The following is a 25,457-nucleotide window of genomic DNA, read 5'->3' on the forward strand; positions in this document are numbered from 1 at the left end:
CGAGACGTGACCGACCGATATGCGCGACCGATATGCGCGACCGATATGCGCGACCGAGAACGCGCGACCGAGACGTGTCAGGACCTACATGACCCCGACCCCGACCACGACCTCCAGCAGCACCAGCACCACGTCGCGCCCCCGGCCGCGCGGCGCCGGCACCTCACGTGTCGGCACCGCCCGTTGGGTGTACGCCCTGATCATCGGGCTTGTCGTCCTCGCGCTCGCCATGATCGCGAGCGTGATGTTCGGCAGCAGAACCACCTCGTTCGGCGATGTCATGGACGTGCTGTCCGGCACCGCCGACCCCTATGTCGCCACTGTGGTCGAGAGCCGCTACCCGAGGACCGCGCTCGGCCTGCTCGCCGGCCTCTGCCTCGCCGTCGCGGGAACCCTGATGCAGGGGGTCACCCGTAATCCCCTGGCCGACCCCGGTCTCCTCGGGATCAACGCGGGCGCGTCCGCGAGCATCGTCGCCGCGACGGCCTTTCTGGGCGCGTCCGGCAGGTCGGACACCATGTGGTGGGCGCTGCCCGGCGCCCTGCTCGCCGGTCTTCTCGTCCACGCCATCGGATCGGCGGGGGCGAGCACGAGCCTGGTGAGACTCGTACTCGCCGGCGCGGTGCTCTCCGCCGTGCTGATGGCGTTCATCCAGGCCGTGACGCTGAGCAGGCCGAAGGTCTTCGACAGCTACCGCTACTGGGTGGTCGGCGCGCTCGGCGGCAGGGACTTCGAGGTGTTCCTGTCGGTCCTGCCGTTCGCCGTGGCCGGCTTCTGCGTCGCCGTACTGCTGGCCCCCGGCCTCAACGCGCTCGCGCTCGGCGACGAATCCGCCGCGTCCCTCGGGGCGAACCCGCTCCTGATACGCGCGGGCGGACTGTTCTCGGCGACGCTGCTGAGCGCGGCGGCGACGGCGGCTGTCGGTCCCATCGCCTTCGTGGGCCTGGCCGTTCCGCACATCGTGCGGGCCCTGGTCGGCGTCGATTTCCGCCTCCAGGTGGCGTTCTCGGCCATCGCCGGACCCGCGTTGCTGCTGCTCGCGGATGTCGTGGGACGTATCGTCCTGCGCCCGCAGGAACTGATGGTCGGTGTCGTGACCGCGTTCGTCGGAGCGCCGGCACTGCTCATGGCCGTACGAAGGATGAAGGGGAACGCGTGACGTCGACCCGGACCAGCCGGACCACCCGGACCGAGGACCGGACCGGGGACAGGGCCGAGGCCGGTGGCGCCGCCTCGGGTGGTCCCGCTGCTACCAACTCGCCACGCGGGTACCTGACCATCGGTCGTACGGTGGCGGTGCCGGTGCGCCGCGTATCGGTCGTCATGGCCGTCGTCCTGGTGATCCTGATCGTGGCGGCGGCGACCGCCACGCTGTCGCTCGGACGGCTCGGCATCCCACTCGCCGACCTCCCCGCCGCCGTGACGGGCGGGGCGCAGGGCGCGGACTCGTTCGTCATGGAGCGCCTGCGTGGACCGCGCCTCGTCGTCGGCATCGGCACCGGCGCCGCGCTCGGACTGTCGGGGGCGCTGTTCCAGTCGGTCACCCGTAACCCGCTGGGAAGCCCGGACGTGATCGGCCTGGGAGCCGGAGCCGGAGCGGGCGCCGCGATCGTCGCGCTGCTTCTGCCCGACACCCTGCCGGTGTCCGTCGGCGCGCTCGCCGGTGCCGTGCTGGCCATGGCGCTGGTGTATGTGTCGACCGGGACCGGATTCCGTAACCCCGGGCGCCTGGTCGTCGCCGGCATCGGCGTCGCGGCGATCGCCACGGCGGTCACCCAGTACGTCGTCTACGCGGTCGAACGGGACAAGGCGACCGTACTCACCGCCTATGTCAACGGCAGCCTGGCGGCGCGGTCCTGGGAGCACGCCACCACGATCTGGCTGGTCCTTCTCGTCGTGGCACCGCTCACCGCGCTGATCGCGCGCAGGCTGGACGTCGGAGAGATGGGCGACGAACTCGCGGGCGGGCTGGGCGCCGAACCGAGGAGTACGAAGAGCATCGCCGTCATCCTGTCGATCGTGCTCTCGGCGGGGGCGGTCAGCGTCTCGGGCCCCATCGCGTTCATCGCGCTGACCGCCCCGCAGATCGCCAAACGGCTCACCCGCGGCAGTGGCCCGCACCTGATGCTCTCGGCGCTGGTCGGCGCGCTGCTGCTGGTACTCGCGGATCTCGCGGCGCAGCAGCTGCCCCTCTTCGAGGACCTGCCCGTCGGTATCTACACGATGGCGATCGGGGGCGGGTACCTCGGATATCTGCTGACCCGCGAATGGAGGAGGGGAATACTGTGACGACCGAAGCGGAACGGACCGGGGTGGAACAGACCCGGGCGCAACCGGCCGAGACGGGGCCGGCAGCCGGAACGAAGCCCAGTGAACAGGGCCTGAGCGCCCGCGACGCGACCATCTCGTACGGTGGCGCCCCCATCGTGCACGACGTCAGCCTGGACATTCCGCACGGCGGGCTCACCGTGATCATCGGCCCGAACGGCTGCGGCAAGTCGACGCTGCTGAAGGGGCTCGCGCGGGCGCTCAAACCCGACAGCGGACACATCACCCTGCACGGCAAGGACATCTACGCGTACCGGGGGAAGGACGCGGCCCGCCACGTGGCACTCCTGCCGCAGAGCCCGCAGGCCCCCGAGGGAATCACGGTGCGGGGCCTCGTACAGCGCGGCCGTTACCCCCACCACACCCTCCTCCGCCAGTGGTCCCCCGACGACGACACCGCGATCGGACTCGCACTCGACCGCACCGGCCTGGCGGAACTCGCGGAGGCACAGGCCGGCGAACTCTCCGGAGGACAGCGCCAGCGCGCGTGGATCGCGATGGTGCTGGCACAGGAGACGGAACTGCTCCTGCTGGACGAGCCGACCACCTACCTCGACATCGCGCACCAATACGAACTGCTCGAACTGTGCGCGGAGTTGAACAGGGAAGGCCGCACGATCGTCGCCGTGCTCCACGACCTCAACCAGGCCGCCCGCTTCGCCACGCACCTGGTCGTGATGCACGGAGGAAAGGTGTTCGCCGAGGGCCCGCCGTCGAAGGTGATGACGTCCGAACTCGTCGAGGAGGTCTTCGGACTGCCCTGCGACATCGTGCCGGACCCGCAGACCCGCACCCCGATGGTGGTCCCGCACGCCCGGCACGTGGCGGAGGCGCCGGAGGGTGACCGGCCGTAGCACGAGGAGCCCCGGGCCGAGCGCCCCCCGGGCCTCTCCGCCGCTCACACCCCGCCCCGCCACCCGGCATGCGCGCACTTCGCGCGCTGATGGCAGGCTCGCCGGGCCTGCGGAGTGCCTCTGGGCCGAGTCATCCCGGAGGGTGACGCGGGAACGATTCTGCGCACCGCTTTCGAGTGATGTGACGCCCGTCCACGCAGCTATCCGTATCCGCTGGGCAACTCTGAGGGGCCTGATCACCACCCACGACAAAGGACCCTCATGCGTCTTCGCTCCACCCTGGCGGCCGCCATCGGCGCCGTCGCCCTCCTCGTCTCGGTCCCCGGCTCCTCCTCGGCCTCCTCCGCCGCTGTAGGTGAATTCAAGTACGTGTACACCGACATCGCCGGACACCCGCAGCCCGGCAAGCTGGTGAACCCGCCGAGCCGCCGGTGCATCACGATCCCCGAGGCCGCCGGCGAGTACGTACCGCCCGCGCACTCGCCGCGCAATCTCACCAAGTCGACCGCGACGGTCTTCACGGGAGCGCGCTGCGACGGTAAGCACTACACCCTCGACCCCGGCAAGTCGGCGTCCAGCCGTCTCGAGCTGCGGTCCGTCGTCTTCTCCTGAGGGACGCCCGAGACTCCTGAGGCCCCTGAGGCTCTGCCCCGTCCGGCTCACCGAGCCGGGCGGGGTTCTTCTCTGTCCGCCCCGTGGGAGGGGGCTGTGCCGTGGCCCCGAACGGCTGATTGCGGAATCGTTTCTGCGGCACCCGTCCGTGTCAGAGGACGTACGGTCGCGCTGCCGCGTGGACCCCTGGTGGTTCTGTTTCCCCGTCCGAGGGCGGGGAGCGGGGGAACGGGGGAACGGGGGCCATGACACCGGTCAGGAGATACAGCATGGAATACGAAATGCGCGCGGAGTACGTGAACGGCGCCTCGCCCCGTGACCCGGACTCCCGCTTCGAGGTATGGCACATGACGCGACTGAACGAGTCGACCGCGCTGTGCGGACGCACCCTCGACCCGGCCGCCGCCACGCAGTCGTCCGACGCCTGGGGCACTCCGGAGGGGATGCCTCTCTGCCACGCGTGCGGCGCCTCCTACATTCACCAGGTCCCCCACCAGGAACTCTCCTGACGGGAAAACACCGTCCGGGCGTACTGCCCGGTGAGCCGTGTCCGGGCAGGTCAAGGCCCATGCATAAGGATCGGTTGGCCGAGCCCTTCAACAATGCGTAATTGACTGTGAGGTGTCCGCCTCCCAGGGTGGATTCATGGACACCCTGGGAGGCGCCGAATTCGCGCCGGATATGACGTACCTGAACACGTCCAGCTGCGGTCTGCTGCCCCGCAGGTCCGTCACCGCCGTGCAGGAGCTGGCCGAGGCGAACGCGACCGGCCGGCGCGGCGAGGGCGCGGGGAGTTTCGAGTCGGTGGACGCGGCGCGCCACAGCTTCGCGCGGCTCACCGGGGTCCCCGCCGAGCGGGTCGCCGCGGGCGGATCGGTCTCCGTGCATGTCGGGCTGATCGCGGCGTCGATGCCGACGGGTGCCGAAGTCCTCTTCGCCGAGGGCGATTTCAGCTCGGTGATCACCCCCTTCGTCGTACGGGGCGACCTCAAACCGCGGTACGTACCCCTGGAGAAGCTGGCCGAGGAAGTACGGCCCGACACCGCGCTGGTGGCCTTCTCCGCCGTCCAGTCGGCGGACGGGAGGATCGCGGATCTGGACGCGGTACGGGCCGCTGCGGCCGCGCACGGCGCCCGTACGCTGCTGGACGCCAGTCAGTCGGCCGGCTGGCTGCCGCTGGACGCCGGAGCGTACGACTACACCGTCACCGGCGGGTTCAAGTTCCTGCTCTGCCCGCGGGGTACGTCCTTCCTCACCGTGACCGAGGAGGCGCAGGAGTCACTGGTGCCGCTGCACGCGGGCTGGGTCTCCGGCGAGGACCTCTACGGAAACACGTATGGCCCCGTCGAGCGGCTGGCAGCCTCCGCGCGCCGTTTCGACGAGCCGCCGTCCTTCCTCGCGTACCACGGTGCCGAGCAGTCCCTCGCGCTGCTGGAGGAGATCGGTATCGAGACCATCCACGCTCATGACACCGCTCTCGCCGCCCGGTTCAGGGCGGGACTGGCAGGCCTCGGGTACGAACCGGTCCCGGTGGCCGGCCAGTCCGCGATCGTGTCCGTCCCGGGACTGGAACACCGGCATCCGGATCTTCAGCGGGCGCTGGTGGCGGTGTCGGTGCGCGCGGGCTATGTGCGGGCCGCGTTCCATCTCTACAACTCCACCGCCGATGTGGACCGGGCGCTGGATGTGCTCGCGGGCTGACCGGCCCGCGCGTGCGCGCGTACGACCCCGGAGATTGAACTGAAGCCGTCGGCGAGCCGTACAGATAACGGCGGCCCCGACCTCCCGAGCCTGGTCCGCCGTGCCACCACCGGGCTTCGCACGGAAGGACCTTCGGGTTGTCGCGCTTCAAGGGCTCTGACCAGCCGCCGCAGAAGGAAGAAACAGCCGCGGAGGAGGGCACCCCCGCCGGTGACACCTCCGGTGCGGCCTCGTCCGGTGCCGCTCCGGACGGTGCCGCCTTGGACGGTGCCGCTTCGGACGGTGCCACCCCGGACGGCTCCAGCCTGGACGGCGCCGATCCGAACCGTGCCGCCCCGGACGGTGTCGGCCCCGACGACATCGCCCCGGACGCGGCCGTCGCAGTCGCCGCCGGCCGGTGGTACAGGCGCCCGGCCGTCGCGCGGGCCGCGTCGCGGGTGACCACCGTCCTGGCCGCCCTGCTCGTCCTCTTCGCCCTCCTCCTGCCGAACCAGCTCACCCGCCTCACGCCCGGCGCCTTCGTCCGCATCCCGGTGGAGGGGATCCTCGTCGCCGCCGTGCTGCTCGTCCGGCAGCCGGTGGCGCGGCGGGTGATGGCGGTGCTCGCCGGGGTGGCCCTCGGCCTGGTGACCCTCCTGAACGTCCTCGACCTGGGCTTCTACTCGGTTCTCGACCGGCCGTTCGACCTGGTGCTCGACTGGATCCTGTTCGATGACGCCGAGTCGTTCCTCAGGGATCTGTTCGGCCCGGTCGGCGCGACCGCGGCCGTGATCGGGGTCGGGGTCCTTGTCTTCGCCCTGCTCGTCCTCATGGCGCTTGCGGTCGTCCGGCTGAGCCGTCTCATGGTCCGGCACAGCGTCGCGACGACCCGTACCACCCTGGTACTCGGGACCGTCTGGGTCACCTGCATGGCGCTCGGCGTGCAGATCGCCGGCGTACCGGTCGCCTCCAGGAGCGCGGCCGAACTCGTCAACAGCCATGTGAACCTGGTGAGCGCGGGCCTGAAGGACGAGCGGGTGTTCGCCGAGGAGGCATCCGTCGACGCCTTCCGGGACACCCCGCCCGACCAGTTGCTGACCGCTCTGCGCGGCAAGGACGTCATCTTCGCCTTCATCGAGAGCTACGGCCGCAGCGCGGTCGAGGATCCGGCGATGGCACCGCAGGTCGGCGCGGTGCTCGACGACGGGACCCGTCGGCTCAAGGCGGCCGGGTACTCCTCCCGCAGTGGTTTCCTCACCTCGCCGGTGGCGGGGGCAGGCAGCTGGCTGGCGCACTCGACCTTCCTGTCCGGCATGTGGATCAAGAACCAGCAGCGCTATCGCAGCGTCACGTCCAGCGACCGCCTGACCCTCACCAGCGCCTTCCGGAGCACCGGCGACTGGCGGACGGTCGGCATCATGCCGGGCGTCACCCGGTCCTGGCCGGAGGGGAAGTTCTTCGGCCTCGACCACATCTACGATTCCCGGGACATCGGTTACCAGGGCCCGAAGTTCAGCTGGTCGCCCGTACCCGACCAGTACAGTCTCGCGGCCTTCGAGCGCCTGGAGCACGGCAAGCCCGGTCATGAGCCGCTGATGACGGAGATCGTCCTGGCCTCCAGTCACAACCCCTGGGCACCCATCCCCAGGATGATCGGCTGGGACGAGGTCGGTGACGGCTCCGTCTACCACGCCATCAAAAAGGCGGGCAAGGACCCCAAAGAGGTGTGGAAGGACCCCGAGAACGTGCGCACCGAGTACCGGCGTGCCATCGAGTACTCGCTGAACAGTCTCGTCTCCTATGTGGAGAACTACGGCGACGACAACACCGTGCTCGTCGTCCTCGGCGATCACCAGCCCAACGCGACCGTCACCGGTACCGGCGCCGGCCGGGACGTGCCGATCTCGATCGTCGCCCACGACCCGGCCGTGCTGGACCGGATCTCCGACTGGGGCTGGCAGGACGGCCTGAAGCCCGGCCCCCAGGCCCCGGTCTGGCAGATGGACAGCTTCCGCGACCGCTTCCTGACGGCGTACGGCCCGAAACCGGGCCCGAAACCGCGCTCGGAGGCCGCACCGAAGTCCGGCCAGAAGCCCGGCCAGAAGTCCGGCCAGAAGGCCGACTCGAAGTCCGGCCCCGCTCCGTCCCGTTCAGCTTCCACGCCGTAACCGCGAGGGTCGGCGCCGGACGAGCCGGACGTACGCGGAAGCGCGGGGCGGTCATGCCGACCGGCCCCGCGCTTCCGCTGTACCTCTACGTCTCTTCTTCCGCCTCTGCCCGCTTTCGCGGTACGTGCCGTCGTACGGTCAGCGCACCGGGGTGAAGTCCCGGGCGCCGATGAAGCTCGGCCGGGGAGACGGCGCCGCGAACGGGTCGACCGCCGTGTTCTCCACGCTGTTGAACACGATGAAGACGTTGCTGCGCGGGTACGGGGTGATGTTGTCACCCGAGCCGTGCATGCAGTTGCAGTCGAACCAGGTCGCCGAACCGGCCTTGCCCGTGAAGAGCTTGATGCCGGCCGCGTCGGCCATGGACGACAGCGCCTCGTTCGACGGGGTGCCGGCTCCCTGCATCTTCAGCGACTGCTTGTAGTTGTCCGCGGGCGTCTCGCCCGCGCAGCCGAGGAACGTCTTGTGCGACCCGGGGATGATCATCAGACCACCGTTGGTGTCGAAGTTCTCGGTCAGCGCGATCGAGACCGACACGGTCCGCATGTTCGGCAGGCCGTCCTCGGCGTGCCAGGTCTCGAAGTCCGAGTGCCAGTAGAAGCCCGAGGCTCCGAAGCCCGGCTTGACGTTGATCCGTGACTGGTGGACGTATACGTCCGAGCCAAGGATCTGCCGGGCGCGGCCGACCACCCGCTCGTCCCGCACGAGTCCCGCGAAGATCTCACTGATGCGGTGGATCTCGAAGACCGACCGTACGTCCTGTGACTTGGGCTCTATGATCGAGCGCTCGTCGGCCCGGATCACCGGGTCGGTGATCAGCCGCTCCAGCTCGGCGCGGTAGAGGGCCACCTCGTCCGGGCTGATCAGCTGCTCGACGGAGAGGAAACCGTCCCGCTCGAAGCCGCCGAGGCCGACCGGGTCGATCGGTCCCGCCGCTTCGGGCTTGGACCAGACGACAGGGTCCTGACGGGGGGTGGTCACCTCGCCGACGCCACGGGTCGGGTACAGGTCGGTACGTGCAGGTGCGGTGGTCATGAGTCAGCCCTCCTCTGTCAGCAGCGGGTAGACGCCGTTCTCGTCATGGTCCTCCCGCCCTGTCACCGGCGGGTTAAAGACACAGACGCATCGGAAGTCGGTCTTCGGACGGAGCGTGTGACGCTCGTGCTCGTTGAGCAGATACATCGTGCCCGGGGCGATCCAGTGGGTCTCACCGGTCTCGTCGTTGGTGAGCTCGGCCTCGCCCTCCACACACAGCACGGCCTCGATGTGGTTCGCGTACCACATCGACGTCTCCGTACCGGCGTACAGCGTGGTCTCGTGGAGGGAGAAGCCGACCTTCTCCTTCGCGAGCACGATGCGCTTGCTCTCCCAGGTGCCCGAGGCCGACTTCACATGACGGTCGGTGTTCTCGATGTCCTTGAACGATCGGACGATCACGGTGGGTGGTGCCTTTCTCTTCTGCGGTCGCTATGTGTGCGCTTTCCTGTGGGTGGTCTTATGCCCCAAGACGTACGGGATACGAATGCACCGTATCCCGTACGTGTCGAAGGTGCCGTCCGGGCGGGGAAGTCTGCCCGTCGGGCTGTTGCGGCGGCGCCGGTCAGACGAGTTCGGCGCCGGTCGGGCCGTGGGCCCGGCCGGGGGCGGGCGGTGGTGGGGCCGCCCCGCCCCCGGCCGGGGCGGGTCAGGCGGTCTCGCGGACGGCGCGGGCCAGCGTGCGCAGGCCCTCGTCCAGCTCTTCGGGAGTGACGGTCAGCGGCGGCAGCAGCTTCACGACCTCGCTCTGCGGACCCGAGGTCTCCAGCAGCAGCCCCAGCTCGAAGGCGCGGGCGGTGACGGCGGACGCACGGTTCTTGTCCTCGAACTCCATGCCCCAGACCAGGCCGCGGCCCCGGACGTCGGGAGGCGTGCCGGTGCTCTCGGACTGGATCGCCCGCAGCGCGCGCTCCACCTGCTCACCGCGGGCGATGGTCTGCTTCTCCATCTGGCCGTCGGCCCAGTAGGTGTTGAGCGCGGCGGCGGCGGTGACGAAGGCCGGGTTGTTGCCGCGGAAGGTGCCGTTGTGCTCGCCCGGCTCCCAGACGTCCAGCTCCGGGTTGAACAGGCAGAGCGACATCGGCAGGCCGTAGCCGCTGATGGACTTCGACAGCGTGACGATGTCCGGCGTGATGCCCGCTTCCTCGAACGAGAAGAAGGCGCCGGTACGGCCGCAGCCCATCTGGATGTCGTCGACGATCAGCAGCATGTCCTGGCGGTGGCAGAGGTCGGCCAGCGCCCGCAGCCACTCGGGGTTGGCGACATTGATGCCGCCCTCGCCCTGGATCGTCTCGACGATGACGGCGGCCGGCTTGTTCAGGCCGGAGCCCTGGTCCTCCAGCAGCCGCTCGAACCAGAGGAAGTCCGGAGTCTGGCCGTCGAGGTAGTTGTCGAACGGCATCGGGGTGCCATGCACCAGCGGGATACCGGCCCCGGCGCGCTTGAACGCGTTGCCGGTGACGGCGAGCGAGCCCAGCGACATGCCGTGGAAGGCGTTGGTGAACGAGACGATCGACTCGCGGCCCTTGACCTTACGGGCCAGCTTGAGGGCGGCCTCGACGGCGTTGGTGCCCGTCGGGCCGGGGAACATCACCTTGTACGGGAGGTCACGGGGCCGGAGCACCACGTTCTGGAAGGACTCCAGGAAGGCGCGCTTCGCGGTCGTCGCCATGTCCAGGCCGTGGGTGATGCCGTCACGCTCGATGTAGTCGATCAGCGCGCGTTTCAGCACCGGGTTGTTGTGGCCGTAGTTGAGTGATCCGGCACCGGCGAAGAAGTCGAGGTACGTATGGCCGTCCTCGTCGGTGAGGCGGGCGCCCTGCGCGCGGTCGAACACGGCGGGCCAGCTGCGGCAGTAGCTGCGTACCTCGGACTCGAGGGTCTCGAAAACACTCAGGGCGGGCGGGGTGATGGTCACGGGAGTTCTCCTGCCGATGGGGGTGTGAGATGAATGCGGGAGTGTGCTCGGGGCTCGGTGCTCGCGCCCCTGGGCCTGACGGCTCGGACCCCTGGACGGTGCGGCTCGGATCCTGGGCGGCCGCTCGGGTCCCGCGCGTGGTGCCTCGGGGGAGCGGTGCGGTTCCAGGGTGGCCGCTGTTGCTCAGGGTGAGCGGTTGTGCTCAGGGCGAGAGCGGACCGATGCGGTACAGCACCTCCGGCTGGTGCACCCCGTCGGGGAACAGCCCGCCGTCGAAGAGGACCTCGCGCTCCAGAGTGGCCTCGTGGCGCGCGGCAAACGCGGTGAACAGGCGGTCCGAGGCGGTGTTGTCGGGTGTGACGGTCGTCTCGATGGCCGTGACGCCCAGCTCCTTGACCGCACGAGCGGTCAGCTCGTCGAGCAATGTGCCCGCGAGCCCCTTGCCCCGCTGGCTCTCGTCGACGGCGACTTGCCAGACGACCAGCGCTTCGGGGCGCTCGGGCCGGATGTATCCGGTGACGAACGCGACTGGTGCGCCTCCGTCGTCGCGGGCGACGACAGAGGTGGCGGCGAAGTCCCGACACCAGAGCAAGTAGCTGTACGAGGAGTTGAGGTCCAGGACCTCGGAGTCGCGGGCGATGCGCCAGATCGCAGCTCCGTCCTCCACTCGTGGGGCGTCGATCGTGAAGGATCGGGTGAATTCGCTTCGGGCGCCTGCAAGGTCTGCTTGTGCGGCGGTCATAGGGATTGAATTTACCCAGCAATTTCAAAAGATGCATCTCGGCCTCAGGTTGGGAGACTGGCGGAGATGTGTTATCGCGCGGGCACGAGCGGGCAGGCGCACCCCCGGGGTGTGGGGTTGTATATCGTGAAATCTTGGGGCAAAACGGTCAGATTTGTGGACCCGGTCACATGTCCGTAACGCTCGGGAGGCTCCCTGAAATCACGCGGACGGTCCTGACGAAACCTTGGCGTTTAGGGTAATGAAAAGCGGGCAGAAGAATACGGGAAGCTGCTCGCAATAAAGCACCTTCCCGTATTCGGGAATTAATGTCGCCTTCAATTTCTGGATACTACGGCCATAACTGCGGTGCTCTCCACGGTCCTTGGCCCGCGCGGCGCGCGGCCCGCGGTGCGTGGCCGGCGCCGCTCCGCTCGGCCGGTCACCGCCAGGCTTCGTCGGCCGCCCGCGCGGCGGCTTCCAGGTCCACCGGCGTGCCGGATCCGCCGCGCAGTGCGTCGAGGGCGGCGCCCAGCGCCAGGAGCGAGGTGCGCACCACGTCGGGGGTGGCGTCGGCGCCGTAGTGGTTGACCCGGATCATCTCCGCGGCCAGGGCCCCGCCGCCCGCGATCAACGGCAGCGACGGATCGGCGGTCAGCGCCTTCGTGACCAGGCCGGCGGCGTCGATCCCGGCCGGAGCGCGGAGCGTGGTGGCGACCGGGGCGGCTTCCGCCGCCTCGTGGACGAACGGCTCCAGGCCGCCGCCCAGCGCCAGTGCCCCCGCGCGCGTGGCCGCGGCGGCCGAGGCGTGCCGGGCCATCACGGAGTCCGGCCCCGCCGCCTCGATGCGCTCCAGGCAGGCCTCCAGCGCCAGCATCTCCAGCTGCGCGGGGGCGTGCGGCAGCGCCCGGCGGCCACCCTCGATCCAGCGCTCCTTCCAGTCGAGCAGGGAGAGGTACGAACGCCGGGGCGCGCGCGGATTGGCGGCGAACCGCTCCCAGGCGCGCTCGCTCACCGACACGGCCGAGACACCGGCGGGACCGCCCATCGCCTTCTGCGCGCCGATCACGCACAGGTCCACACCCCAGGCATCGGTCAGCAGCGGCTCGGCGGCCACCGAGGCGACGGCGTCCAGCATGAACAGCGCGCCATGGGCCCGTACCACCTCACCGATCGCAGCGACCGGGTTGGTGTTGCCGGTGGCCGCCTCGGCGTGCACCAGCGAGACGAAGTCGATCCCGGGGTGCGCGGCCAGGGCGTGCTCGACCTGGGCGGCCGTCACGGCGGTGTGGAACGGCACCTCCAGGTCGACCACCGTCGCACCGCAGTCGCGCAGCCAGTTCCCGAAGGTCTGTCCGTACGGTCCGGTGACTACGTTCAGCGCGGTCGAGCCGGGCCGGGCGCCGCCTCGGATGCAGCCCTCCAGGGGCAGCAGGGCCTCGCCCTGCATGATCACGACATCGTTCCCGGTGGCGAGGAGCGAGGCGACGCGGCGCTCGATCGCGGCGAAGCGCTCGGCGGTCAGCGGGGGCAGGTCCAGCAGCGGATGTGTCACAGGGGCGCTCTCTTCGAGGGTGAACCGGTTCGAGCCGGGGCCGGGCGGGGCGTATCGGGTCCGGGCCGGGCGTTCGGACCGGTGTTCGGGATCTTCCCGATCGAGGGTACTCATGGCCTCGTACAGTGCTGTTCATGAGCGATCACACGGTGCTGCGGGTGAAGGGACGGGTGCTGACCGGCCCCGAGGACGCCAGGGACGAGCTGTGGGTGGTGGGCGGCCGGGTCACCTACGAGCGGCCCGCCGGAGCCCGTGACATCCGTACGGTCGAGGGCTGGGCGCTGCCCGGCCTGGTCGACGCGCACTGTCATGTCGGCCTCGACCGCCATGGCGCCGTCGACGCCGTGACCAGCGAGAAGCAGGCGATCGGTGACCGCGAGGCGGGCGCCCTGCTGCTCCGGGACGCCGGATCGCCCGCCGACACCCGCTGGATCGACGACCGGGCGGACCTGCCGAAGATCATCCGAGCCGGCCGGCACATCGCCCGTACCCGCCGGTACATCCGGAACTACGCCCATGAGATCGAGCCGGACGACCTCGTCGCCTACGTCGCCCAGGAGGCCCGGCGCGGCGACGGCTGGGTCAAGCTCGTCGGCGACTGGATCGACCGCGACGCGGGCGATCTGACCTCCTGCTGGCCGCGCGGCGAGGTCGAGGCGGCCATCGCGGAGGCGCACCGGCTCGGCGCGCGGGTCACCGCGCACTGCTTCGCGGAGGTCGCGCTGCGTGATCTCGTGGAGGCGGGGATCGACTGTGTCGAGCACGCGACCGGGCTCACCGAGGACACCATTCCGCTCTTCGCCGAGCGCGGCGTCGCGATCGTCCCGACGCTCGTCAACATCGCGACCTTCCCCAAGCTGGCGGCGGGCGGCGCGGAGAAGTTCCCGCGCTGGTCGTCCCACATGAACCGGCTGTACGAGCGCCGCTACGACACCGTGCGCGCGGCGTACGACGCGGGCATCCCGGTCTACGTGGGCACGGACGCGGGCGGCGGCCTGGCCCACGGCCTGGTGGGGGCGGAGGTCGCGGAACTGGTGAAGGCCGGAATCCCGCCCGTGGAGGCCCTCTCGGCGACGACGTGGGGAGCGCGGAGCTGGCTGGGGCGCCCGGCGCTGGAGGAGGGCGCTCCGGCGGATCTGGTGGTGTACGAGGAGGACCCGCGGGCGGATGTACGGGTACTGACGGCGCCGCGGCGGATCGTGCTGAACGGGCGGATCGTCGGCTGAGGCGGTCCGGTGGTCCGGCGGTCGGACGATCCGGTGAGCGAGTGGTGCGCGGTGCGCGGGGCCGGGCGCCGCGTTGACGGAGCGTGACGCTGGGGTGTGCGGCGTCGTTGAAGGTTCTTATGCGCTCGTGATGCGCTCCTGATCTCCCACGGCCGGGATCGACCGGCGCACGCCCCGAACACCGGTGAATCGTCGCGCCAGGCAGAACGTGCGTACCAGAAGAATCGAATCTGTCCCCGGAAACCCCACTTTGGAGTGAACTCACTCCAGGTGTCCGCCAGTTCACTCTTGGTGCGTAAAGATTCCGGTGTCTCGGTCGCCGCCGCCACGTGTCCCCGTATCGGCGGGTCGGCGACGCCATTACTCCGTGGGGGTTCCACCATCTTGAACAGCAACACCTTCCGCATGCCCGCACGCCGCCGCGCCGGCGCCGTGGCCGCCGCCGCGCTGACGGCGGTGCCCGTGCTCCTCGCCGCTCCGGCGCGGGCCACCGAGGGCGCGGGCGAAGGACGGGCGAGCGCGGTCGTGCTCCGTACCGGCCTCGACGTCTCGCTGCTCGGCAAGACCGTCGATGTGCCGCTCAGGGCCACGCTCAACGAGGTCTCGGCGCCGGCGAGCGCCGAGAAGACGACGCTGGACGTCCAGCTGGACGGGGTCGACCGGGGCAGGCCGGTCACTGTGCTGCGTGCCGACGTGGCCACCGCGAAGGCCACGTCGGACGGGCACAAGGCCGAGGGCAGCACCCATCTCGTACACGCGAAGGTGCATGTGCCCGGACTGCCCCTGCTCTCGCTCGTCGAGGTCCAGGAGGTCACCTCCAAGGCGGTCTGCGAGGCCGGGAAGCGGCCGGTCGCCGAATCGAATCTGCTCGGCCGGGTCACCGTGCTCGGCAAGAAGGTCACGCTCTCGGCGGGCGGCCCGACCCGGGTCGAGGTGCCCGGCGTGGGTGAAGTGACGCTCGACCTCTCGAAGACGCGCACCACGTCCCGTACGGCCGCGTCCAGCGCCCTCGAACTGAAGGTGGCGGTGAATCCGCTCAAGCTCAACGTCGCCGAGGTCGAGGGCTCCGTCACACTCGCCGGGGCCACGTGCGAGTCACCGAAGGGCCCGGAGGCGGCGGTGAAGGAGCCGGAGCCCCGGTCGGAGGAGCCGCGGAAGCCGGAGGAACCGGTGAAGGCGGGTCTCAAGCCCCAGAGCACCGCCGAACCGGCCGGGGCGAACCTGGCGGAGACCGGCGGCAGCTCGATGACGCCGTATCTGGCGGGTGGCGCGGTGGCCCTGCTCGCGGCGGGCGGCGGCGCCTTCGCCCTGGCGAGGGCCCGGTCTCGGCGCTGACGGGCTGACGAGGCCGGGGCAGCCCGCCGCGACCGCCCGGCCTCCCCGGGCGCGTCCCACGGCCCGGGGAGGCCGCCGTACGGGCCCCGGGGGAGGCCGTCGTACGGGACACCTCACGCAACGCGGCCCGGCCCGTACGCGGAACACCACCAGCCGCGTTGCGCGAGGCGTACGCCGTCCGTCACCTGCCCCAGCCGGTGCCGCCGGACAGGGCCTGGGTCCTGTCCGGCGGCACCGGCTGGGTGGTTTCCTGCGGGCGTTTCGGCAACGCGGCGAGGTGGCGCCCGCCGCGGTGGCGGTTGATGTCGCCGCGGCGTTCCGGGCCCGGCGAAGACCGGCCGGACAGGGTCTAGCCGCCGACCGAGGTCAGTGCCTGGTCCAGGGCCTGGAGGAAGCGGTTCGTCGTGGACCGGTCGCGGACCGCGAGGCGCAGCCACTCCCGGCCCAGGCCCGGGAAGGTGTCGCCGCGGCGGGCGGCGAAGCCGAGGGTGCGCAGGCGGGCCCGTACCGCGTCCGCCCGCTCCATGCGGACGAGCACGAAGGGACCCTCCGCCGCCTCCACCGTCTGCACCTCGTCGAACTCCGCCAGTCCCGCCAGCAGATGAGCCCGCTCCACCGCCGTCCGTCGCGCGGCCTGCTCCGCCTCCGCGAGCGCCGCCGCCGAGACGCACGCCTCGGCGGCGGCCAGCGCGGGCGTCGAGACCGGCCACAGCGGCTGCGCGCGCTCCAGAGCGGTCACCGACTCCGGCTCGGCCAGTACGTAGCCGATCCGCAGCCCGGCGAGGCCCCAGGTCTTGGTGAGGCTGCGCAGCACCACGAGCCCCGGCACATCCGTACGCGCGGCCAGTGCCTCGGGCTCGCCCGGCACCGCGTCCATGAAGGCCTCGTCCACCACCAGCGTCCGCCCCGGGCGGGCGAGCTTCGTGATCATCTCGGCCGGATGCAGGACGGACGTCGGATTGGTCGGATTCCCGAGCACGACCAGATCCGCGTCGTCGGGCACCGCGTCCGGATCCAGCCGGAAACCGTCCTCGGCGCGCAGCAGCACCCGCCGCACCTGGTGCCCCGCGTCCCGCAGCGCCGCCTCCGGCTCGGTGAACTGCGGATGCACGACGACGGGCCGCCGGGCCGCCATGGCGCGGGCGAGCAGGACGAACGCCTCCGCCGCTCCCGCCGTCAGCAGCACCCGCTCCACCGGCAGCCCGTGCCGCTCCGCGACCGCCGCGCGCGCCGCCCGGCCGTCGGGGTAGGCGGCGAGCCCGGCCAGCGAATCGGCGATACGGTCGCGCAGCCAGGCCGGGGGAGTGCCGGTACGGACGTTGACCGCGAGGTCGACGAGTCCCGTCGCGCCGTCCCGCATCTCGGCGTCGCCGTGATGGCGCAGATCGTGGATGTCAGCGCGCGTAGACATGGCAGTCACGGGATCGGTCGCCGACTATGCCGGCCACGTCGGACGAGGCGTACGGAGAGACGGGCCGAGCCGGCAGCGGCCGACGGCACGATGCCTTATCTCGGCGCGTCATTCTCTCTCCGCTCTCGAGGGGAACGGTCTGGACGACGAGGGTCACCGGGCTCCTTCCGTGTGCCGCCGGTAGCCCCGGGGCCTCACCATGTGGCCCGCGATGCCTCGCGTGGCCGTTGTTGTCCGATGTCGGTACCGACATCATGTCCGTCAGCGCCGGTTCCACTCCGCGTGGCCCCTGTACGCCACAACACGGGCGCCGCGACACGGGGCGCCGCGATGCCGGGCGCCACACCGCGGGGCGGCCCGGGGCAGGACGCCACGGCGCAGGTGACCGCCGCCGGCCGGCCCTCGGGACGCGACTTCCTCTTCGGTACGAGGAGCTCACCCCCGGCCGCGAGCGCGGCGGCCTCGGCGACGGACGCGGTCCCCACGGCCGCCAGTGGCGCGTCCGACGGAGTCGGTACGGTGATCCGGGCCAGCAGGCCGGCCGCGTACCCCCGTACCGGGACCCCGAGCCGGGCCGCGGCCCCCGTGATCCCCGGCTCGTCCGTCTTGGTGCCGACGGTCGCCAGAGCGACGACGCGGAGCGGCGAGAGCCCGGCGTCCCGCAGGGTGTCCTCGATCAGCCCGAGCACTTCCCCGACGGGAGCACCGCTGCTCGCGCCGATCCCGACGATCAGTTCCGGTCCGCGTTCCGGCGCCTGCCCGGGGTCGCGTCCCGGATGTGCGAAGTACCGGCCCGATCGGCTATGCAGGGGCGCATGGCGGTCTTCGTCGCGCTCGGCGCGTTCCTCATGACGCTGTTCGGCGGCTGGACGGCGCAACGCGTCACCGACCGCCGCCATCTCGTACTGGGCCTGGCCGGTGGGCTGATGCTTGGAGTGGTCGGCCTGGACCTGCTGCCGGAGGCGATGCACGCGGCGGGCGAGGAGATCTTCGGTGTGCCGCAGGCCCTGCTGCTGTTCGTCGGCGGATTCCTCGTCGCCCATCTGGTGGAACGGCTGCTGGCCGTCCGCCAGGCGTCCCACGGGGCCGACCCGAAGGAGAGCGTCCCGCACGGCAGGGACCCCGCCGCCACGACGGAGGCCCGCACAGCGGACGCCACCGACAGGGCGAACGGAGCGGACACCGCGCCCGTCGCGGCGAACGGCGGCCGGGTGCCCCAGGTCGGACTGACCGCCGCTGCCGCCATGGTGGGCCACAGCGTGATGGACGGCATCGCGCTCGGCGCGGCCTTCCAGATCGGCGGCGGCATGGGCGCCGCCGTCGCCCTCGCCGTCATCGCCCACGACTTCGCCGACGGCTTCAACACGTACACGATCACCAGCCTGTACGGGAACGACCGCCGCAAGGCGCTCACGATGCTGGTCGCGGACGCCGTCGCGCCGGTCGTCGGCGCCGCGTCCACCCTGCTGTTCACGCTGCCGGAGGAAGTGCTCGGCAGCTACCTCGGGTTCTTCGGCGGCGCCCTGCTCTATCTCGCCGCCGCCGAGATCCTCCCCGAGGCGCATCACGAGCATCCGGCGCGCTCCACGGTGCTGTGCACGATCCTGGGGGTGTGCTTCATCTGGCTGGTGGTCGGTGCCGCCGGCTGAAGCACAGGCCGAATCGCCGACGGGGCGCAGCGGCGTCCGGCGCCTCACGTCACACATCTCCCGACGAAACACATCTCCCGACGAACCGCCGCGCCATCTGCGGTGTCGCCGCCCAGTGCGTATGCAGATAGCTCGCGTGCACGCCCCCCTGCACGAAGCCCTCCACCCGGCGCTCCGGGTGTACGACGCCCCACGCCGGATCCGCCCCGGCACCCGGCTCCAGTACCGTCCGGTGGAACTCGTGTCCCCGTACCCGCGTCCCCGCCCGCGCCAGCGCGTTGTCGCCGATCGCCACCGCCTCCCGGTAGCCCAGCGTCAGCCGGCCCGACATCCGGGCGTCGGCGGCCAGCACCCCGCACATCGGTTTCCCGTCCAGGGAGCGCGCGAGATACAGCAGCCCGGCGCATTCGGCGGCCACCGGCGCGCCGGAGCGCGCCAGTTCGGCCACGGCCTCGCGCAGCGGCTCGTTGGCCGACAACTCCGGCGCGTACACCTCCGGGAAACCGCCGCCGATCACCAAGCCTCGTGTTCCGTCCGGGAGTTTCTCGTCACGCAGCGGATCGAACGGGACGACGTCCGCGCCGGCGGCCGTCAGCAGCTCGGTGTGTTCCGCGTACGAGAAGGTGAACGCGGACCCGCCGGCGACGGCCACCACCGGCCGCACACCGCCGTTCGCCGCGACCGGTTCCATCCCCGGCTCCCAGGCCGCCGCGTCCAGCGCGGGCGCACTGCGCGCCAGCGCCAGCAGCGCCTCCAGGTCGCAGCCCGCCCGTACCCGTTCCGCCAGTTCCCGCATCGCTTCGAGGGCGTCCGTATGCCGCTCGGCGACCGGCACCAGACCCAGGTGGCGCGAAGGGGCGCTGACCTGATCCGTACGCCGCAGCACCCCCAGAACCGGCACACCCGACCCGTCCAGCGCGTCCCGCAACAGCCGCTCGTGCCGGTCGGTGGCGACCTTGTTGAGGATCACCCCGCCGATCCGTACCTCCGGGTCCCAGGACGCGAAGCCGTGCACCAGCGCCGCCACCGAACGGGACTGCGACGAGGCGTCCACCACCAGCACCACCGGTGCCCGCAGCAGCTTCGACACCTGGGCCGTGGAGGCCAGTTCACCCTGGTCCGAGGCGCCGTCGTACAGCCCCATCACGCCCTCGACGACCGCCAGGTCGCAGCCCGCCGCGCCATGGGCGAACAGCGGCCCGATCAGACCGGGGCCGCACATGTACGCGTCGAGATTCCGGCCGGGGCGCACCCAGGTGCCCCGGCCGCCCCCGGCGGCGGACGCCCCGGACGAGACCGCCAGCGCGTGATACCCGGGATCGATGTAATCGGGCCCCACCTTGTGCGGAGACACGAGCAGACCGCGCTCCGAGAAGGCCGCCATCAGACCCGTCGCGACAGTGGTCTTGCCGCTGCCCGACGAGGGCGCGGCGATGACCAGGCGCGGGACGTTCACCACTCGATGCCCCTCTGGCCCTTCTGGCCCGCGTCCATCGGGTGCTTGACCTTCGTCATCTCCGTGACGAGGTCCGCGAAGTCCGTCAGCTTCCCGGGTGCGTTGCGCCCGGTGATCACCACATGCTGGGTGCCGGGACGCGTCCGCAGCACCTCGATCACCTCGTCGGTGTCCACCCAGCCCCAGTGCAGCGGGTAGGCGAACTCGTCCAGGACGTACAGCCGGTGCGTCTCGGCGAGGAGGTCCCGCTTGACCTGCTCCCAGCCCTCACGCGCGGCCTCCTCGTTGGACAGCTGGCTGTCGCGCTGGACCCACGACCAGCCCTCGCCCATCTTGTGCCAGGCGACGGAACCGCCCTCGCCGCTCGCTCCCAGGACCTTCAGCGCCCGCTCCTCGCCGACCTTCCACTTCGCCGACTTCACGAACTGGAACACGCCGACCGGCCACCCCTGCGTCCACGCGCGCAGCGCGAGCCCGAACGCCGCCGTCGACTTGCCCTTGCCCGTGCCCGTATGGACGAGCACGAGCGGACGGTTACGCCGCTGACGGGTGGTGAGACCGTCGTCCGGTACGGATTCCGGCTGTCCCTGTGGCATTAAGCGGCCCTCCTGGGGTGCGAGTTGCTGACCTGCTGTACGTCCCTGACCAGACCGGCGATGCTGTCGGCGCGCAGTTCGTCGAGCGTGATGGCGGTGCCTTCCAGATCGGCGGCGAGGGAACCGGCCAGGCCGAGCCGTACCGGCCCCGACTCGCAGTCCACGACCACCGAGGCCGTCCCGTCCGCCGCATGCAGCCGCGCCGCCCGCGAGGCGAGCGCCACCGGATCGGGGCCGCCCGTCGCCCGCCCGTCCGTCACCACGACCAGCAGCGGCCGGCGCGCGGGATCGCGCATCCGCTCCACCCGCAGGACGTCATGGGCCTTGAGCAGCCCTGCGGCGAGCGGGGTGCGCCCGCCCGTCGGCAGCGATTCGAGCCGGGTCGCCGCCGCGTCCACCGACGAGGTCGGCGGCAGCGCGACCTCCGCCTCCTGCCGCCGGAAGGTGACCAGGCCGACCTTGTCGCGCCGCTGGTAGGCGTCCAGCAGCAGCGAGAGCACCGCGCCCTTCACGGCGCTCATCCGCCGCCGGGCGGCCATCGAGCCGGACGCGTCCACCACGAACAGCACGAGGTTCCCCTCGCGCCCCTCCCGGGTCGCCTGCCGCAGATCGTCCTTACGGATCATGAGCCCGGGACCGCTGCGCCCGCGTGCCCGCTGGTGGGGCGCCGCGGCCTGCACCGTCGCCGCGAGATGCAGCTTGGTGAGGGAACCCATGGGCTGCCGGGATCCCGTCGTCCTGCCATGGTCGGTACGGGCCCGGGAGCGGCGCCCGGCCGCGCCCTCGCCCAGCCCCGGCACGCTCAGCGTCTTCGTACGGAACGGCTCGGAGGCCCGTACGGCGGACTGCTCACCGGCGCCGGGGCGCTGCGGCTGCTCGCCCTCGGGCCGCGGTTCCGGTTCAGGTTTCGGTTCCGGTTCCGCGGGCGTGTCGTCCTGCCCCGACGAGGGCTCCTGCGGTGTGTCGGAGCCGTCGGAGCCGCTGGAGTCGTCGGGTGTGTCGGGGCTGTTGTGCGGCGGCCGACCGCCCCCGCCACCTCCGTCGGGCCCGTCGGGATCGGTGTCGTCGCCCCCGCCGTTCTCGTCCTCGCCGCCGAACTCCTCCAGCGTGTCGTCCAGCTTGTCCTCGTCCAGCCCCGGCGCGTCGAACGGATTGCGGCGCCGCCGGTGCGGCAGCGCGAGCAGCGCGGCCTGCCGCACGTCCTCGGCGAGCACGTCCGTGCGCCCCGCCCACGCGGCCAGCGCCGTCGCCGTCCTCGCCATCACGATGTCCGCGCGCATCCCGTCCACCTCGAACGCGGCGCAGGTCGCGGCGATCTGCCGCAGGGCGGCGTCCCCGAGCCGCACCTGGGGCAGCAACGCCCGCGCGGCGACGATCCGTTCGCGCAGCGCGGTCTCCTCGTCGGCCCACCGCGCGGCGAAACCCGCCGGGTCGTCGTCGTACGCGAGCCGCCGCCGTACGACCTCCACCCGCTGATCGGGCTCCCGGGAGGCCGCGACCTCTACCGTGAGCCCGAAACGGTCCAGCAACTGGGGCCGCAGCTCGCCCTCTTCAGGGTTCATCGTCCCGACGAGCAGGAAGCGCGCGGCATGCCGTACGGAGACGCCCTCGCGCTCGACGTACGAGGCGCCCATGGCGGCCGCGTCCAGCAGCAGGTCGATCAAGTGGTCGTGCAGCAGGTTGACTTCGTCGACGTACAGCACGCCCCGGTGCGCGCCGGCGAGCAGACCCGGCTCGAAGGCCTTCACGCCCTCCGAGAGCGCGCGCTCGATGTCCAGCGCCCCGACGAGCCGGTCCTCGGACGCGCCGACGGGCAGCTCGACCATCCGGGCGGGCCGGGATATGCCGGGCGCGGTCTCGTGCGGTCCGTCCGGGCACTGCGGATCGGGCGCGGCCGGATCACAGCTGAACCGGCAGCCCGCGACGACCGCCAGCTCGGGCAGCAGCGCCGAGAGAGCCCGTACGGCGGTGGACTTCGCCGTGCCCTTCTCGCCCCGCACGAGGACGCCGCCGACCGCCGGACTGACCGCGTTGAGCAGCAGACCGAGGCGCAGATCGTCCATCCCCACCACGGCGGTGAACGGATAAGGGGTGCTCATATGCTGATCGCTCCTTCGAGTGGCTCTCGTACGGCGGCGGCACGTGACGGTGACGTCGGTACGGCGGCACGTGGCTCTCGTACGGCGGCGCGGATACAGAAGCCGGTGGTCGTGCGTGTGGGGCTGGTGGGGCGGCCGGTGTTCGTGCGTGCGCTGAGGCCGCTGGTCATGGTGCTCCCGGCGGGATGAAGGGCATCCCGGCCGGCGCCCCCTCCTCGATCAGCCGCAGCAGCGCGCCGGTGTCCGCGTGCTCCTCGACGAGGTCACCGAGGAGATCGAGCTGTTCCTCCCGCAGCACGCCGAAACTGGTGTCGGGCGCCGGTACGAAACGCCGGCCGGACGCCCGCGCCACCTCCGTCAGGAACCGCCGCCGGAACGCGTCGCTCTCCAGCGCCCCGTGCCAGTGCGTGCCCTGGACGGCCCCCACCCGGCAGCCGTCGAGCGCCTGCCCGCGCCCGTCGGAGACGAACGCCTCGCCGCCGCGCACATCCGCGACGCCATGATGGATCTCGTACCCCTCGACGGGGGCCCCGAGCGCCACGCCGACCGGCCTGGCCAGGGTCTTCTCCCGCTCGAACCGGATCCGTACGGGCAGCAGCCCGAGCCCGCACACCGCCCCCGCGCGGGACTCCACCTCGTCGTCGATGTGCTCGCCCAGGATCTGGTAGCCGCCGCAGATCCCCAGGACGGGACGCCCCTCGGCGGCCCGCCGGGCGATCGCGTCGGCGAGCCCGCGCTCCCGCAGCCACGCCAGCGCCTTCACCGTGCCGCGCGTGCCCGGCACGATCACCAGGTCCGCGTCGGCCAGCTCCTCGGCCCGGTCCACGAACCGCACCACGACCCCGGGCTCCGCCGCCAGCGCGTCCACATCGGTGAAGTTCGACATCAGCGGTACGGCGCAGACCGCGATCCGCAGCACGTCCTCGCCGTACGGGGGAGCCACCAGGGACTCGCGTACGGCGCCGCGCATCGACACCCGCAGCCCGTCCTCCTCGTCGATGCCCAGCCCGTGCCGCCACGGGAGCACCCCCAGCGTGGACCGTCCCGTCAGCCCGCGGAGCATCTCCAGGCCCGGCTCCAGCAGCGACACATCGCCCCGGAACTTGTTGACGAGATAACCCGCGATCAGATCCTGGTCCTCGGGGCTCAGCAGCGCGGTCGTCCCGAAGAACGAGGCGAAGACTCCACCCCGGTCGATGTCCCCGACCACGACCACCGGCAGCCGCGCGGCCCGTGCGATGCCCATGTTCACGATGTCGGTACGGCGCAGATTGATCTCGGCCGGACTGCCAGCCCCCTCACAGATCACCGCGTCATACGTGCCCCGCAGCTCCTCCAGGCATTCCAGGACAGGACCGAGCAGGGCTTCCTGCCGGCCGCCGTGGTATCCCTTGGCACTCAGCTCGCCCACCGGCCGCCCCATCAGCACCACTTGGCTGCTGCGGTCGCTGCCCGGCTTGAGCAGGACGGGATTCATCAGCGCGGTCGGCTCCACCCGGGCCGCCTGGGCCTGCATCGCCTGCGCCCGCCCGATCTCCGCGCCCTCGCGCGTCACGAACGAGTTCAGGGACATGTTCTGCCCCTTGAAGGGCGCCACCTTCACGCCCCGGCGTACGAGCCAGCGGCAGATCCCCGCCGTGACCACGCTCTTGCCCGCGTCGGAGGTGGTCCCGGCTATCAGCAGCCCGCCGCCGCGCCCGCCCCGGCTCATCCCCGCACCTTTCCCGAAGTCCTGTGCCGCAGGGCGCCGTACGCGAACCGCCCAGCGACGCACACCGCGAGCGCGAGGGCGTTCACCCGGCCCGACAGGCGCACGGCCCGCTCGATGTCCGCGACCTCGACAGGCCGCCCCGCGTCGTTCAGTACGGGCCGGTGCTCCACCCGCCCGCCGTACGCCAGCGTCCCCCCGAGCCGTACGCCCAGCGCCCCGGCGAACGAGGCTTCCACCGGGCCCGCGTTGGGGCTCGGATGCGTACGGGCGTCCCGCCGCAGCGCGCGCAGCGCGCCGCGCGGATCGCCGCCCGCCACAACGGTCAGCGCGGCGGTCAGCCGGGCCCCGGGCCAGCCGACGACATCGTCCAGCCGGGCCGAGGCCCAGCCGAACCGGAGGTACGTGGGCGACCGGTGCCCCACCATCGCGTCCAGGGTGTTCACCGCGCGGAACCCGACCAGCCCCGGCACTCCCGCGACCGCTCCCCACACCAGCGCGCCCACGACCGCGTCGGAGGTGTTCTCGGCGACGGACTCCACTACGGCCCGCGCGATCTGCGGTCCGTCGAGCGCCTGCGGGTCGCGCCCGCACAGATGAGGCAGTCGTTCCCTGGCCACATCGATGTCCCCGGCGGCGAGTGCCCCGCCGATGGCGCGGGCCTCCCGGCCCAGCGTGGTGCCGCCGACGACGGTCCAGGTGGCGGCGGCGGTCAGCGCGACGGACGCGAGGGAAGAGGCGGACGCGAAGGAAGGGGGAGCCGTGCTGGAAGGGGCGGCCGTGCCCGCAGGGACGGACACGGCGGAGGAGCCGGTGCGACCACCCCGTACCCCTCGTACCCCTCGGGTCCCTCGGGCCGCGAGCGCCGCGATTCCGGCGGCGCCACCGGCGCACACAGCGGTGTGCAGCGCGCCCCACCCACGGTGGTCGCGCCACAGCGTCCGCTCAACAGCCCCCGCGGCCCTGCCGAACGCGGCGACCGGATGCCCCCGGCGCGGATCGCCGAACAGCCGGTCGCCCAGGAGGCCGAGGGCGGCGCCGTAGGCGAAGACCCGATCGGCGGCCGAACCGCAGCCAGGCATGGCGAATTGTGTCCTCACTCAGGG

At 71.7% G+C, this 25,457-nt stretch carries 22 protein-coding genes and 1 pseudogene; 11 read left to right on the top strand and 12 right to left on the bottom strand.

Annotation, left to right across the window (positions count from 1 at the left end; translation table 11 throughout):
• Positions 1–88: 88 nt before the first annotated feature.
• From ACIOJD_RS12110 to ACIOJD_RS12140, 7 genes are all read left to right on the top strand, one after another.
• Complete coding sequence (locus ACIOJD_RS12110; protein ID WP_401911400.1) at positions 89–1,159, top strand: FecCD family ABC transporter permease; 1,071 nt, start codon at positions 89–91, stop codon at positions 1,157–1,159.
• A 113-nt stretch (positions 1,160–1,272) separates the two neighbouring features.
• Positions 1,273–2,289, top strand: coding sequence for a FecCD family ABC transporter permease (locus ACIOJD_RS12115; RefSeq protein ID WP_401911762.1), 1,017 nt, complete (start codon positions 1,273–1,275; stop codon positions 2,287–2,289).
• Positions 2,286–3,182, top strand: a complete 897-nt coding sequence (locus ACIOJD_RS12120) for an ABC transporter ATP-binding protein (RefSeq protein ID WP_401911403.1) — start codon at positions 2,286–2,288, stop codon at positions 3,180–3,182. The genes ACIOJD_RS12115 and ACIOJD_RS12120 overlap by 4 nt, the downstream gene beginning before the upstream one ends.
• A 261-nt stretch (positions 3,183–3,443) precedes the next feature.
• Positions 3,444–3,794 carry a hypothetical protein gene (locus tag ACIOJD_RS12125; protein WP_401911406.1) on the top strand — a complete coding sequence of 117 codons (351 nt, stop codon included), beginning with the start codon at positions 3,444–3,446 and terminating at the stop codon, positions 3,792–3,794.
• Positions 3,795–4,063: 269 nt separating this feature from the next.
• Complete coding sequence (locus ACIOJD_RS12130) at positions 4,064–4,303, top strand: hypothetical protein (RefSeq protein WP_401911409.1); 240 nt, start codon at positions 4,064–4,066, stop codon at positions 4,301–4,303.
• A 136-nt stretch (positions 4,304–4,439) separates the two neighbouring features.
• Positions 4,440–5,495, top strand: a complete 1,056-nt coding sequence (locus ACIOJD_RS12135; RefSeq protein WP_401911412.1) for an aminotransferase class V-fold PLP-dependent enzyme — start codon at positions 4,440–4,442, stop codon at positions 5,493–5,495.
• Positions 5,496–5,632: 137 nt separating this feature from the next.
• Positions 5,633–7,642 (top strand): sulfatase, encoded by a 2,010-nt coding sequence (locus ACIOJD_RS12140; RefSeq protein WP_401911415.1) that lies wholly within the window; start codon positions 5,633–5,635, stop codon positions 7,640–7,642.
• Positions 7,643–7,780: 138 nt separating this feature from the next.
• Here ACIOJD_RS12140 and thpD read toward each other — a convergent pair whose 3' ends face one another.
• The 5 genes from thpD to ACIOJD_RS12165 form a co-directional block, all read right to left on the bottom strand.
• The gene (gene thpD / locus ACIOJD_RS12145; RefSeq protein ID WP_401911418.1) at positions 7,781–8,677 is read right to left on the bottom strand and encodes an ectoine hydroxylase; all 897 of its coding nucleotides are present in this window, start codon (positions 8,675–8,677) and stop codon (positions 7,781–7,783) included.
• Positions 8,678–8,680: 3 nt separating this feature from the next.
• A complete protein-coding gene (locus ACIOJD_RS12150) occupies positions 8,681–9,079 on the bottom strand; it encodes an ectoine synthase (RefSeq protein ID WP_401885999.1) in 399 nt (132 codons plus the stop codon).
• Between the two features lie 247 nt (positions 9,080–9,326).
• Positions 9,327–10,595 (bottom strand): diaminobutyrate--2-oxoglutarate transaminase, encoded by a 1,269-nt coding sequence (gene ectB, locus ACIOJD_RS12155; protein WP_401911421.1) that lies wholly within the window; start codon positions 10,593–10,595, stop codon positions 9,327–9,329.
• Between the two features lie 202 nt (positions 10,596–10,797).
• Positions 10,798–11,337, bottom strand: a complete 540-nt coding sequence (gene ectA, locus ACIOJD_RS12160; protein WP_401911424.1) for a diaminobutyrate acetyltransferase — start codon at positions 11,335–11,337, stop codon at positions 10,798–10,800.
• A 421-nt stretch (positions 11,338–11,758) separates the two neighbouring features.
• The gene (locus ACIOJD_RS12165) at positions 11,759–12,871 is read right to left on the bottom strand and encodes a pyridoxal-phosphate-dependent aminotransferase family protein (protein WP_401911765.1); all 1,113 of its coding nucleotides are present in this window, start codon (positions 12,869–12,871) and stop codon (positions 11,759–11,761) included.
• Positions 12,872–13,005: 134 nt separating this feature from the next.
• On the opposite strand from ACIOJD_RS12165, the gene ACIOJD_RS12170 reads away from it, so the two are divergent.
• Together ACIOJD_RS12170 and ACIOJD_RS12175 are read left to right on the top strand one after the other, a co-directional pair.
• Positions 13,006–14,097, top strand: coding sequence for an amidohydrolase family protein (locus ACIOJD_RS12170; RefSeq protein WP_401911427.1), 1,092 nt, complete (start codon positions 13,006–13,008; stop codon positions 14,095–14,097).
• 384 nt (positions 14,098–14,481) lie between these two features.
• On the top strand, positions 14,482–15,432 hold the full coding sequence (locus ACIOJD_RS12175) for an SCO1860 family LAETG-anchored protein (RefSeq protein ID WP_401911430.1): 951 nt from the start codon (positions 14,482–14,484) through the stop codon (positions 15,430–15,432).
• A gap of 349 nt (positions 15,433–15,781) precedes the next feature.
• On the opposite strand, the gene cobC is transcribed toward ACIOJD_RS12175, so the two are convergent.
• Positions 15,782–16,843 (bottom strand): Rv2231c family pyridoxal phosphate-dependent protein CobC, encoded by a 1,062-nt coding sequence (gene cobC, locus ACIOJD_RS12180; protein ID WP_401911433.1) that lies wholly within the window; start codon positions 16,841–16,843, stop codon positions 15,782–15,784.
• Positions 16,844–17,151: 308 nt separating this feature from the next.
• Positions 17,152–17,604 (bottom strand): annotated as a pseudogene (locus ACIOJD_RS12185) (cobalamin biosynthesis protein); the annotation flags it as partial.
• A 54-nt stretch (positions 17,605–17,658) separates the two neighbouring features.
• On the opposite strand from ACIOJD_RS12185, the gene ACIOJD_RS12190 reads away from it, so the two are divergent.
• Complete coding sequence (locus ACIOJD_RS12190) at positions 17,659–18,492, top strand: ZIP family metal transporter (RefSeq protein ID WP_401911436.1); 834 nt, start codon at positions 17,659–17,661, stop codon at positions 18,490–18,492.
• Between the two features lie 49 nt (positions 18,493–18,541).
• On the opposite strand, the gene ACIOJD_RS12195 is transcribed toward ACIOJD_RS12190, so the two are convergent.
• Genes ACIOJD_RS12195 through ACIOJD_RS12205 form a run of 3 tightly spaced genes read right to left on the bottom strand, consistent with a single transcriptional unit; the run spans position 18,542 to position 22,643 of the window.
• Positions 18,542–19,951, bottom strand: a complete 1,410-nt coding sequence (locus ACIOJD_RS12195; RefSeq protein WP_401911439.1) for a cobyrinate a,c-diamide synthase — start codon at positions 19,949–19,951, stop codon at positions 18,542–18,544.
• Complete coding sequence (gene cobO / locus ACIOJD_RS12200) at positions 19,945–20,544, bottom strand: cob(I)yrinic acid a,c-diamide adenosyltransferase (protein ID WP_401911442.1); 600 nt, start codon at positions 20,542–20,544, stop codon at positions 19,945–19,947. The genes ACIOJD_RS12195 and cobO overlap by 7 nt, the downstream gene beginning before the upstream one ends.
• Positions 20,544–22,643, bottom strand: coding sequence for a putative cobaltochelatase (locus ACIOJD_RS12205; protein WP_401911445.1), 2,100 nt, complete (start codon positions 22,641–22,643; stop codon positions 20,544–20,546). The genes cobO and ACIOJD_RS12205 overlap by 1 nt, the downstream gene beginning before the upstream one ends.
• Here ACIOJD_RS12205 and ACIOJD_RS12210 point away from each other — a divergent pair, their 5' ends adjacent.
• Positions 22,644–22,832, top strand: a complete 189-nt coding sequence (locus tag ACIOJD_RS12210; protein WP_401911448.1) for a hypothetical protein — start codon at positions 22,644–22,646, stop codon at positions 22,830–22,832. It begins immediately after the preceding gene.
• On the opposite strand, the gene ACIOJD_RS12215 is transcribed toward ACIOJD_RS12210, so the two are convergent.
• Together ACIOJD_RS12215 and ACIOJD_RS12220 are read right to left on the bottom strand one after the other, a co-directional pair.
• Positions 22,810–24,354, bottom strand: coding sequence for a cobyric acid synthase (locus ACIOJD_RS12215; protein WP_401911451.1), 1,545 nt, complete (start codon positions 24,352–24,354; stop codon positions 22,810–22,812). The two genes, ACIOJD_RS12210 and ACIOJD_RS12215, sit on opposite strands and share 23 nt — an antisense overlap.
• Positions 24,351–25,433: a cobalamin biosynthesis protein gene (locus tag ACIOJD_RS12220; RefSeq protein ID WP_401911454.1), complete on the bottom strand. Its 1,083-nt coding sequence runs from the start codon at positions 25,431–25,433 to the stop codon at positions 24,351–24,353. Before ACIOJD_RS12220 ends, ACIOJD_RS12215 begins: the two co-directional genes overlap by 4 nt.
• Positions 25,434–25,457 lie beyond the last annotated feature (24 nt).

This window comes from Streptomyces sp. NPDC088116 (assembly GCF_044741745.1).
GTDB lineage: Bacteria > Actinomycetota > Actinomycetes > Streptomycetales > Streptomycetaceae > Streptomyces.

Excerpts from the sequence above, each read along its gene's own strand:
- ACIOJD_RS12110 (WP_401911400.1), top strand. The coding sequence starts at position 89 with ATGACCCCGACCCCGACCACGACCTCCAGCAGCACCAGCACCACGTCG.
- ACIOJD_RS12125 (WP_401911406.1), top strand. The coding sequence starts at position 3,444 with ATGCGTCTTCGCTCCACCCTGGCGGCCGCCATCGGCGCCGTCGCCCTC.
- ACIOJD_RS12130 (WP_401911409.1), top strand. The coding sequence starts at position 4,064 with ATGGAATACGAAATGCGCGCGGAGTACGTGAACGGCGCCTCGCCCCGT.
- ACIOJD_RS12135 (WP_401911412.1), top strand. The coding sequence starts at position 4,440 with ATGGACACCCTGGGAGGCGCCGAATTCGCGCCGGATATGACGTACCTG.
- thpD (WP_401911418.1), bottom strand. The coding sequence starts at position 8,677 with ATGACCACCGCACCTGCACGTACCGACCTGTACCCGACCCGTGGCGTC.
- ectA (WP_401911424.1), bottom strand. The coding sequence starts at position 11,337 with ATGACCGCCGCACAAGCAGACCTTGCAGGCGCCCGAAGCGAATTCACC.
- ACIOJD_RS12170 (WP_401911427.1), top strand. The coding sequence starts at position 13,006 with ATGAGCGATCACACGGTGCTGCGGGTGAAGGGACGGGTGCTGACCGGC.
- cobC (WP_401911433.1), bottom strand. The coding sequence starts at position 16,843 with ATGTCTACGCGCGCTGACATCCACGATCTGCGCCATCACGGCGACGCC.
- ACIOJD_RS12190 (WP_401911436.1), top strand. The coding sequence starts at position 17,659 with ATGGCGGTCTTCGTCGCGCTCGGCGCGTTCCTCATGACGCTGTTCGGC.
- cobO (WP_401911442.1), bottom strand. The coding sequence starts at position 20,544 with ATGCCACAGGGACAGCCGGAATCCGTACCGGACGACGGTCTCACCACC.
- ACIOJD_RS12205 (WP_401911445.1), bottom strand. The coding sequence starts at position 22,643 with ATGAGCACCCCTTATCCGTTCACCGCCGTGGTGGGGATGGACGATCTG.
- ACIOJD_RS12210 (WP_401911448.1), top strand. The coding sequence starts at position 22,644 with ATGCTGATCGCTCCTTCGAGTGGCTCTCGTACGGCGGCGGCACGTGAC.
- ACIOJD_RS12215 (WP_401911451.1), bottom strand. The coding sequence starts at position 24,354 with ATGAGCCGGGGCGGGCGCGGCGGCGGGCTGCTGATAGCCGGGACCACC.
- ACIOJD_RS12220 (WP_401911454.1), bottom strand. The coding sequence starts at position 25,433 with ATGCCTGGCTGCGGTTCGGCCGCCGATCGGGTCTTCGCCTACGGCGCC.